General features: G+C 65.6%; 8 protein-coding genes. 1 reads left to right on the top strand and 7 read right to left on the bottom strand.

Annotation, left to right across the window (positions count from 1 at the left end; translation table 11 throughout):
- Window positions 1-41: 41 nt before the first annotated feature.
- The 5 genes from RT662_RS15970 to RT662_RS15950 all read right to left on the bottom strand — a co-directional run bounded on the left by RT662_RS15970 (window position 42) and on the right by RT662_RS15950 (window position 6,230).
- Window positions 42-929: a hypothetical protein gene (locus RT662_RS15970; protein ID WP_313671681.1), complete on the bottom strand. Its 888-nt coding sequence runs from the start codon at window positions 927-929 to the stop codon at window positions 42-44.
- 64 nt (window positions 930-993) lie between these two features.
- Window positions 994-1,707 carry a ParB/Srx family N-terminal domain-containing protein gene (locus tag RT662_RS15965; RefSeq protein WP_313671680.1) on the bottom strand — a complete coding sequence of 238 codons (714 nt, stop codon included), beginning with the start codon at window positions 1,705-1,707 and terminating at the stop codon, window positions 994-996.
- Between the two features lie 643 nt (window positions 1,708-2,350).
- Window positions 2,351-3,613: a glycolate oxidase subunit GlcF gene (gene glcF, locus RT662_RS15960; protein WP_313671679.1), complete on the bottom strand. Its 1,263-nt coding sequence runs from the start codon at window positions 3,611-3,613 to the stop codon at window positions 2,351-2,353.
- Window positions 3,610-4,746: an FAD-binding protein gene (locus RT662_RS15955; RefSeq protein ID WP_313671678.1), complete on the bottom strand. Its 1,137-nt coding sequence runs from the start codon at window positions 4,744-4,746 to the stop codon at window positions 3,610-3,612. Before RT662_RS15955 ends, glcF begins: the two co-directional genes overlap by 4 nt.
- On the bottom strand, window positions 4,746-6,230 hold the full coding sequence (locus tag RT662_RS15950; RefSeq protein WP_313671677.1) for an FAD-linked oxidase C-terminal domain-containing protein: 1,485 nt from the start codon (window positions 6,228-6,230) through the stop codon (window positions 4,746-4,748). The genes RT662_RS15955 and RT662_RS15950 overlap by 1 nt, the downstream gene beginning before the upstream one ends.
- Before the next feature lie 175 nt (window positions 6,231-6,405).
- Here RT662_RS15950 and RT662_RS15945 point away from each other — a divergent pair, with 175 nt between their 5' ends.
- Window positions 6,406-7,509 carry an aldose epimerase family protein gene (locus RT662_RS15945; RefSeq protein ID WP_313671676.1) on the top strand — a complete coding sequence of 368 codons (1,104 nt, stop codon included), beginning with the start codon at window positions 6,406-6,408 and terminating at the stop codon, window positions 7,507-7,509.
- A gap of 36 nt (window positions 7,510-7,545) precedes the next feature.
- Here RT662_RS15945 and RT662_RS15940 read toward each other — a convergent pair whose 3' ends face one another.
- Window positions 7,546-8,196, bottom strand: a complete 651-nt coding sequence (locus RT662_RS15940; protein WP_313671675.1) for a hypothetical protein — start codon at window positions 8,194-8,196, stop codon at window positions 7,546-7,548.
- 4 nt (window positions 8,197-8,200) lie between these two features.
- A partial coding sequence (locus RT662_RS15935) for a PASTA domain-containing protein (protein WP_313671674.1) occupies window positions 8,201-8,847 on the bottom strand: 647 nt, incomplete at its 5' end.

Raw genomic sequence — 8,847 nt, 5'->3', positions numbered from 1 at the left:
CAACGATCAGGCGCCCCAATCCCCCGCCAAGGCGGCCGGGATCATCTCGGAATGGTGGCCGGCATCATGTCGGAATCCCGGCCGGCTTCATCTCGGAACAAGGGCCGGGATGATCTCGGAATCTGCAGGTTGAGGTTGTTCACGCCGGTGGTGGGGCCATATTCATAGGTGGTGCGCACCTCATCATTGGCGGCAGCACAGGCCGAGCCCGTCCACTGGCTGGTCTTGCACATGCTTTTGGCCGTCAGCACCCAGATTGGCGGTCCCGATGCAACAACACCACCGCCTGCTGCCAGGATATGGGGCTGCCGTTGCGCGTAAGTGTAGCGGGTCTGCGGACGGACACCGCCGGGCAGCGGCGCCGGCCCGGTTTCGCTAAGGATGCCGCCATGAACAGCCGAATAGACATAATCGGTTTGATTGCCCTTGGCGTCGATCTGGGCAACCGCCTTGCCGCAACGCTTGTCATCAGCAGGACCAACGCCGCAACCCATGGCATAATATTGGCCATAATAGCCGACACCGCCCCAATCGGGAAGGAAGCTCTGGCTGACAATGGTCGAGCCCGCTGGGATGTTCAGCGTGCCCGCATTCACGCAGCAGATCGCCAGCTCTGTGTCGGTCGGCAAGAAGGCCCCACCTGTGGTGAGGGTCAACGCAGCAATGTTGGTTGATCGTGGCAGCGTCGCCCGCCGAGTCATGTCGCCGCGCAGATTATACTCGAGATACTCAACATCGCCTGCCGCGCTGGTGATCAACGTCGGCAATGTCCCGCGATAGTCGATCGTGGCAATCGAAAAACTGCCAGTTGTTGACAACGTATAGGTCGCTACCGCGTAGCGATAGGCATAACTTCCCGCAGAGCCCACATAATCCACCAGAAGGCCGCGATCATAGCGTGTCTCAGCGAGTTCCGCGTTGCCCTGCATATAGGAGAAGGTCCAGCGCGGGCGCCCGGCGACGATCGGCAGATCAGCGGGGTCTTCACCGTTGTCAAATTGGTACGTCCAGGTACCGCCAGTGGCAGTGGTCTGCTGGGTGACCTGATCGGGCTCGGTCAGGATGACGCCGCCAAATTGATTGCTGACCTCGCATGTGGTGCTGTTGCGATAGGAGATACAGGAGGGCCAGGTCGGCCCGGGCGTTACCAAGCAGGCGCACATAGCAATCGGGATCGCGGGCATCGCCGCAAAGCAGCAGGTGCCGGCCCAGTTGCCAAAGCTCGCCGCGGCGCGTGACCGGATGCTCAGGCAGCTGCGGGACACGATCATCCCGGCTGGTACCGCCGCTCGGCTTTGCCTCGGCAGCGGCATCGAGGGTGAAATCGATCTCGGCCAGGCTGAACCCGGTCAGGGTCACATCGAAATCAAGATCGATCAGCCCTTGCAGCTCGATGCTCAGGATCTCGCTGTCCCAGCCGGCGTTGAGCGCGAGCTTGTTGTCGGCGAGGACATAGGCGCGGCGTTCCGCAGCCGACAGGTGCGACAGCGCAATGGTGGGGACGGTCTGCATCCCTAGCAGCGCCGCCGCCCGCACCCGGCCATGGCCCGCGACGATCTCGCCATCGTCCGAGACCAGCACCGGATTGGTGAATCCGAACCGCTCGATGCTGCGCGCGATCTGCTGCACCTGCTTCTTGCTGTGGGTGCGCGCGTTCCTGGGGAACGGGCGCAAGGCACTCAAGGGCTGGTAGACGATCTCAGGCATGGCCCACCTCCTCGCCTTCAGCCTTACCTGAATCCGTCGGCTCAGTACATATCATGAACACTTTGAACGTTATTCGCGGTTGGCAGCTTTCAACCCATTTAGGCATTTTCTGACTCCCTATGGCGCTCGCGTGTCCTGGAATGCCCGTGGTCTGACCCACATCCGGCGCCTCAACACTCAATAATGACTCGTTGAGTTGCGGAGCACCGAATTTGAAACCCACGAATAGGGTTTTGGAACCCATCTAAGGGCGTTTGTGTCCCACGAAGGGTGCCAACAAGGCGGAATACGGGGCTCCTGCAGTGCAAAAGCGGGCCAAATGGGCCGAAATTGCCTGCTCGGGAGGGAGGAATTCCCTGATATGCGGAATCAAATTCCCTGTTATTGCAGCAGGGAATCGGGCCCAATGAGCGGCTGATTGCTACGCTAATCCACGGAGAGTATTACGTTTATTGGCTCGGAACGACCACCGGCAGGCCGCGATTGGCGCGCAAAAAACTTCAATAACAGGGAATATCAGGGAAAGAGCAAAGACCTTCGGACTGCGTCGCGCACCACATCCTTCATGGATGAACCCGAAACCGGGGCCCCAGAACGATTTCCTTATCGTCCCGGGTTCACTATGGCCCGCGGAAACAGACTGTCAGGCGCACTGCGGCGGCATCCTCGGTGGCAGCGGCCCACCGCTGGCCCAGTCGAGCAATTCCACCATGTGGACGATATGCAGTTCTGAACCGCCAATCTGACCGATGCAGCCGATGTTGCTGCTCGCCACGATATGGGCGCCGGTGGCGGCCAGGGCGTCCTGCTTGCGGGCCTTCAGTGTGGCCGACATTTCGGGCTGCAGGATCGCATAACTGCCGGCCGATCCGCAGCAGACATGGGCTTCGGCCGGATCGCGCACATCAAAGCCGGCATTCACCAGTAATTGGCGCGGAGCAGCCTTCACCTGCTGGCCGTGCTGCAGGGAACAGGCGCTGTGCCAGGCCACGGGCAAGCCCGGCGCGATTTGCGACGGCAGCGACGGCAGCAGCGCCAGATACTCGGAAATGTCGCGCGCTTGGGCTGCAACGGCGGCGGCGCGGGCGGCCATGGCAGGATCATCGGCAAACAGCGCCGCATAATCCTTGATCACTGTGCCGCAACCCGATGCGGTGATGATGATGGCATCAACAGCGCCTGCCGCTTCCCAAGCTTCGATGTTGGCGCGAGCATGGGCGGCAGCGGCGGCCTCGCGGCCGAGATGATGATCGATCGCACCGCAGCAGGATGATTGGCGGGTGATCACCACTTCTACCCCGTGGCGGGCAAGCAGGCGCAGCGCGGCATCATCGATGGCCGGGCGCAACACCGGCTGCACACAGCCCAGGTGCAGGATCACCCGGCCGCTGCGGGCACCCACAGGCGGCAGCGGCGCCCGGCGCTCGGCCAGGCCCGGTGCCGGCACAGCATCCGGAACCATCGCCAGCATGGCTGCCAGACGGGCGGGCAACAGGGGCGCCAGGTCGCGCACCAGCCGGCCAGCGCGCAGCAACGCGCGGAACAGGCCGCGCCGGGTGAGCACCGCCGGCAGCAGGGCACGCAGCAGCCGATCGGGCAACGGCCGGCGATGGTTGCTTTCGATATGGGCGCGGGCGGCATCAACCAGATGCATGTAATCCACCCCCGACGGGCAGGTGGTGGTGCACGACAGGCACGACAGGCAGCGGTCGATATGGTGCACGGCGCGCGGCGATGGGGCCGTGGCCGGGTTGGCCAGCATGTCCTTCATCAGCCAGATGCGGCCGCGCGGACTGTCCAGCTCATCGCCAGTGACGAGATAGGTCGGGCAGGTGGCGGTGCAGAAGCCGCAGTGCACGCATTTGCGAATGCGGTCCTGCGCAGCGGCGACATCGATGCTGCTCATGCGGCGCCGCCCGGTGCAGCGGCGGGGGAGAGAATGCCGGCCGGATCGAACTGCGCCTTCACCCGCGCTGACAGGGCCGCCAGACCCGGCTCCAGTGGCGCACGGGCCGGGATGGGCGAGGCCGGCCCGCGCAGCCGTTCGGCGTGGCCGTCGCGCCCGGCGGCTTGCGCCACAATCGCATGCAGATCGAGATCGGCGGCCCCAGCCGGCAGCAGCACCCAAGCCAGCGCACCTGCCCAATCCAGCCGCAGGCGCGCATCAGGCGGCAGCAAGGCCGCCAATGCCGGCGCACGGCTGGCCGGCAGCGGACAGCGCCAGATGATGTCGTCGGCTTGCACATGGCCATAAAGTCTGGTGATCGCCGTCCAAAGCCCGCGGCTGGCGTCGCCCTCGATCAGCCTGCCGGCGGGCAGCCTGGCGCGGGCGGCATCCACCAACGCCGGCAGGACGGCCGGGCTGGATTCGATGCGCAACTGCACCTCGCCAGCACTCCACGCCGCGCCCGTGATACCCCCATCGATCATCAGCGCGTCGGCCATGATGCGCACCGCTTTGGCCGCCGTGTCGACGGTCAGCAGCAATGTCGCCTGCGCCGGGGCCAGCGGCAGCACCTTCAGGGTGATCTGCGTCAACACCGCCAGCGTGCCGCGCGAACCCGTGAGCAGTCGTGGCAGATCGAAACCCGTCACGTTCTTGAGCACCTTGCCGCCCGCCGTGAAGATCTCGCCGCGCCCGGTCACGCCCGACAGGCCGAGTACATGATCGCGGCATGCCCCGGCAAAGGGCCGACGCGGGCCTGAAAGCCCGCTCGCCACCGCGCCGCCGATGGTGCCGTGGCCCAGGCCCCAGATGGCATCGGGCGAAGGCGGCTCGAACGCCAGACACTGGCCGGATTGGGCCAACAGCTTTTCGACATGATCGAGCGGCGTCGATGCCGGCAGGGTGAGCAGCAATTCGCCCGGATCATGATCGATGCTGCCGCCAAGGCCGGTCAGATCCAGGTCCGCGTCTGCGGCGCCAGGGCCGATGCCGGGCCGGCTGCCGGTGCCGGACACGGCCAACGACCGCCCATGCGCCGCCGCATCGCGGATCATCTCGGCCAGTTCCTCAATCGTGGCAGGACGATAAGCCATCAGAATCTAGGGAGTTCGGGGAACGGCAGCTGCCCACCGTGGACGTGCATGGCGTTCATTTCGGCACAGCGCGACAAGGTGGGGAACAATTTGCCGGGATTGAGCAGGCCATGCGCATCAAAGGCGCATTTCAGCCGGCTCTGCACCTCAAGATCGGTGGCGCTGAACTGGTGTTCCATCAGATCGCGTTTCTCGACACCCACGCCATGTTCGCCGGTCAGCACGCCACCGGCATCAACGCAGGCCATCAATATTTCGGCGCCGGCCGCCTCTGCGGCCTCGGTCTGGCCCGGCACGGAGGCATCATACATCACCAGCGGATGCAGATTGCCGTCGCCAGCGTGGAAGACATTGGCGACCCCCAGGCCATGGCGGGCAACGATGGCGCTGATCTCGCCCAGCACCGCACCAAGCTGGCGGCGCGGGATGGTGCCATCAACGCAATAATAATCCGACGCGATACGGCCGACGGCGGGAAACGCCGCCTTTCGCCCGGCCCAAAACAGCAGACGCTGCGCCTCATCGGTGGAGGCGCGCAGATGCGTGCAGTTATGCGCATTCGCAATGGCGGTGATGCGCGCAAGCTGGTCATCCACCTCGGCCGCGCTACCATCGGCCTCGGCAATCATCAGCGCTTCGACATCGGTGGGGTAACCGGCGTTCACAAAATCCTCGGCGGCGCGGATGGCCGGTGCGTCCATCATCTCGAGCCCCGCCGGGATGATGCCGGCGGCAATGATGGCCGCCACGCAATCGCTGGCATCGGTAACGGAAGGGAAGCCCAGCAGCAACGCGCGGCTCGTGGCCGGCTTGGGCAGGATACGCACCGTGGCTTCGGTGACGACGCCCAAAAGCCCTTCCGAACCGCACACCAGCCCGAGCAGATCATAGCCGGCCTGCTCCTGCCCCGGGCCGCCCAGTCGCAGCACCGTGCCGTCCATCAGCACCAGTTCCACCCCCAGCAGATTGGGGCTGGTGGTGCCATATTTAAGGCAATGCACCCCGCCGGCATTTTCCGCGACATTGCCGCCGATCGAGCAGGCAATCTGGCTTGACGGATCGGGCGCGTAGTAAAAGCCCTTGTGGGCAATGGCCTGGGAGACGGCGAGATTGGTGACACCCGGCTGCACCACGGCGCAGCGATTGTCGTAATCCACGCTCAGGATGCGGTTGAAGCGCGCCATGCCCAGCACGATGCCATCGGCCAGCGGCAGCGCCCCGCCCGAAAGCGACGTACCCGAACCGCGCGCCACCACCTTCACGCCATTGGCATGGCACCAGGCCAGCACGTGGCTTACCTGTTCGGTCGTGCGCGGCAACACCACGGCCAGAGGGCTCTGCCGGTACATCACCAGCCCATCGCTGCCATAGGGCGACACGCCTGCCGCATCGGCGATCACCCCATCCGGCACGATGGCGCCAAGCGCGGCGGCAATCTGGGCCTGCCGGGCCATGACAGCAGCGTCGGGTTCTGGCATCTTCATGCGATCATCCTAGGCTGCGACGGGTCTGCTTTTGCAGTATGGCATCATCGTCTAGATAGAGTTCCATGGCGGCGCAAGGCAGCCGGCGGCGCCTGCGTTCGCAGCACTGGTTCGCGACACCTGGCTTGCTGATGATACTGGTGCCGCTGCCATGAAGCAGGCAATGTGCACGCCCATGACCCTGATCGCCGCCCCATCACTGGCCCCCACCGCCAGCATGACGCCATTCGGCACCAACGCCCAAGGCGAAACCGTTGACGCCATCACCCTGGCCAACAAGGCCGGCATGAAGGTGGTGATCCTCACCCGGGGCGGCGCCCTGGCCGAAGTGTCCGTGCCTGATCGGCAGGGGCGGCTCGCCAACATGGTGCTCACCCGGCCAGATTTTGCTGCCTGGGATCGCGGCGGTTCGTTCAACACGCTGATCGGCCGCTTTGCCAACCGCATTACCGGCGGCGGCTTCAGCATTGATGGTGAGCGTTTTGCCCTGCCGGCCAACCCGGAAACCGGCATCACCAGCCATGGCGGGCAAAGCCAGTCCGGCGGGGGCTGGGGCACAAAGCTGTGGGCGCCGCGCCTGTTCCACAGTGACAAGGGCGCCGGCGTCGAACTGCAACTTGCAAGCCCCGATGGCGACAACGGCTTTCCCGGCACGGTGCGCATTTCGGCCACCTACACACTCACCGATGCCGGCGAGTTGCGGCTGGACTGGCGGGCGACCACCACCAGGCCGACGCACATCAACGTCACCAGCCATGCCTATTTCACGCTGGCCGGCCATGGCGGCGGGACGGTAGACAGCCTGGCGCTGCGCCTGTTCGCCAGCCACTACACACCGGTTGATGCCAGGATGATCCCCACCGGCGAAATCGCGCCCGTGGCCGGCACGCCCTTTGATTTCCGGGAGGGCCGCCCAATCGGCCCGGCACTGCGCAGCAATCACCCGCAGATCCTGCTGGCGCGCGGCCTTGATCACAATCTGGTGATCGACGGCACCGCTGGCACGCTGCGCCCCGCTGCAGAACTGATCGATCCCGCGTCTGGTCGGCGGTTGCTGGTGTCCACCACCGAACCCGGCCTGCAGGTCTATACCGCCAATGCTTTCAACGGCAGCCAGCCCGCCGGTGATGGCCTGCTGCTGCGGCAGGGCGACGGCATTGCCCTTGAAACCCAGCATTATCCCGACAGTCCCAACCAGCCGTCGTTCCCCTCCACCCTGCTGCGCCCGGGCGAGGTCTTCACCTCCACCACCGTCTATGCCTTTGGCGTGGTGAAATGAACCGGCGCACCGCTGCCCTGCCCGCGGTTTGAAGCGCTATTCCACGGTGAGCACCACCGGATCGGCGAGCGGCGCCAATCGGCCGGCGTCGACGCCTTGCGCGGCCACCTTGCGGCCGGCGGCATCGCTCACCGGCTTGCCGTCCTTGTCCACCAGCGTGGCAGCCAGGCCCATGCGATCAAGCAGGGCAAGCGCGTCCGGCGCCGGTTTGCCGATCAGCGCCGGCATCGGGCGGGCATCGTCCAATGCGGAGGGCGGCGGCACCGGCACGATGCGGAAGGTGAGCTTGGCGGCCGCTGTCGCCTGAAAGCCGAAGCGCTGCTGAAAGCCGGCATCCACCGGCGTCACATACGTGCGGCCCTTGCCGATGGCGCCAGGAATGCGCGTCGTGCCGGCGCTGCCATCGGCGCTGCCGGTGCCGCCGATGCGCATCGAAACCTGCACTTCGCAGGCGGTATCGGGCAGCACATAGAAGGTGGGCCGGTAACCGATCTCGCGCAGCAGGGCCATGCCGGCATCGCCCTGTTCCTCGTAAATCGCCAGCGTGGCGGCCAGCGCCGATTCATCGAGCGCACGCTGGGCTTCGGCCACGCCCTGACCCACGGCGGCAATCACCTCGCCCAGCGGCGCCGCGACGCTTTCGGCCAACAGATCGGCAACGGCGCCGCGCGGAGGATTGCTGGCCATGGTTTCACTCCTTCGGGGCGGCAAAGATCACGTGCACGCGGCCGCCGCGTGGCATGCTGGTGCCGGCAGCGGGCGTTTGCAGCATGGCTTGGCCGGGCGCTGCCCGCGCGTTCAACCCGGCCGGGCCGGTGCTGGCTTCCAGCAGCAAGCCCAGGCTGGACAGCACGGCTCGGGCGCGGCTTTCGGTCAGGAACATCAGGTCGGGCACTGTCTGCCCGCTCACCTCCGGCGGTGGCTTGTCGGGGCGGAAGCTGAATTTCAGATCAGAGAGCATGCCCGGCTGGATGGTCTTCATCGCTTCCCGATCGAGGATCTCGATCTTGCGGCCTTCATCCTGCAGCAGCGCCTTGGCATTCACCTCGATGGCACCCAACGAGAAACCACGGGATTTCAGCGCCGTCTGCGCATCATCCAGTTGCACGCCGATGGTGCTGGCAAAATCGGTGACGCGGGTGATGCTGGCCACGCCTTCGGGTGCAAGCCGATCCGGGCGCGGCGTGGCGATGATGCGATCCTTGTCGGCAATCACGCCGGTCAGGCGGCGGATTTCCGCGTCCTTCTGGTCAAGAGCGCGGGCGCTTTCGGCCAGGCGGGCTTCGCGCAGGTTGATCTGGCCGTCGCGGTCCGCCACCTCGCGCTCACGCGCCGCCA

Source organism: Sandarakinorhabdus sp. (assembly GCF_032115815.1).
In the GTDB taxonomy this organism is placed as follows: Bacteria; Pseudomonadota; Alphaproteobacteria; order Sphingomonadales; family Sphingomonadaceae; genus Sandarakinorhabdus.
The sequence above is the reverse complement of the archived record's forward strand: the minus strand, read 5'-3'. Positions and strand labels throughout refer to the sequence as shown.

What these genes read in the sequence shown, in the direction of transcription:
- RT662_RS15970 (WP_313671681.1), bottom strand. Translation starts at nt 929, where the DNA reads ATGCAGGGCAACGCGGAACTCGCTGAGACACGCTATGATCGCGGCCTT.
- glcF (WP_313671679.1), bottom strand. Translation starts at nt 3,613, where the DNA reads ATGAGCAGCATCGATGTCGCCGCTGCGCAGGACCGCATTCGCAAATGC.
- RT662_RS15940 (WP_313671675.1), bottom strand. Translation starts at nt 8,196, where the DNA reads ATGGCCAGCAATCCTCCGCGCGGCGCCGTTGCCGATCTGTTGGCCGAA.
- RT662_RS15955 (WP_313671678.1), bottom strand. Translation starts at nt 4,746, where the DNA reads ATGGCTTATCGTCCTGCCACGATTGAGGAACTGGCCGAGATGATCCGC.
- RT662_RS15945 (WP_313671676.1), top strand. Translation starts at nt 6,406, where the DNA reads ATGACCCTGATCGCCGCCCCATCACTGGCCCCCACCGCCAGCATGACG.
- RT662_RS15950 (WP_313671677.1), bottom strand. Translation starts at nt 6,230, where the DNA reads ATGAAGATGCCAGAACCCGACGCTGCTGTCATGGCCCGGCAGGCCCAG.
- RT662_RS15965 (WP_313671680.1), bottom strand. Translation starts at nt 1,707, where the DNA reads ATGCCTGAGATCGTCTACCAGCCCTTGAGTGCCTTGCGCCCGTTCCCC.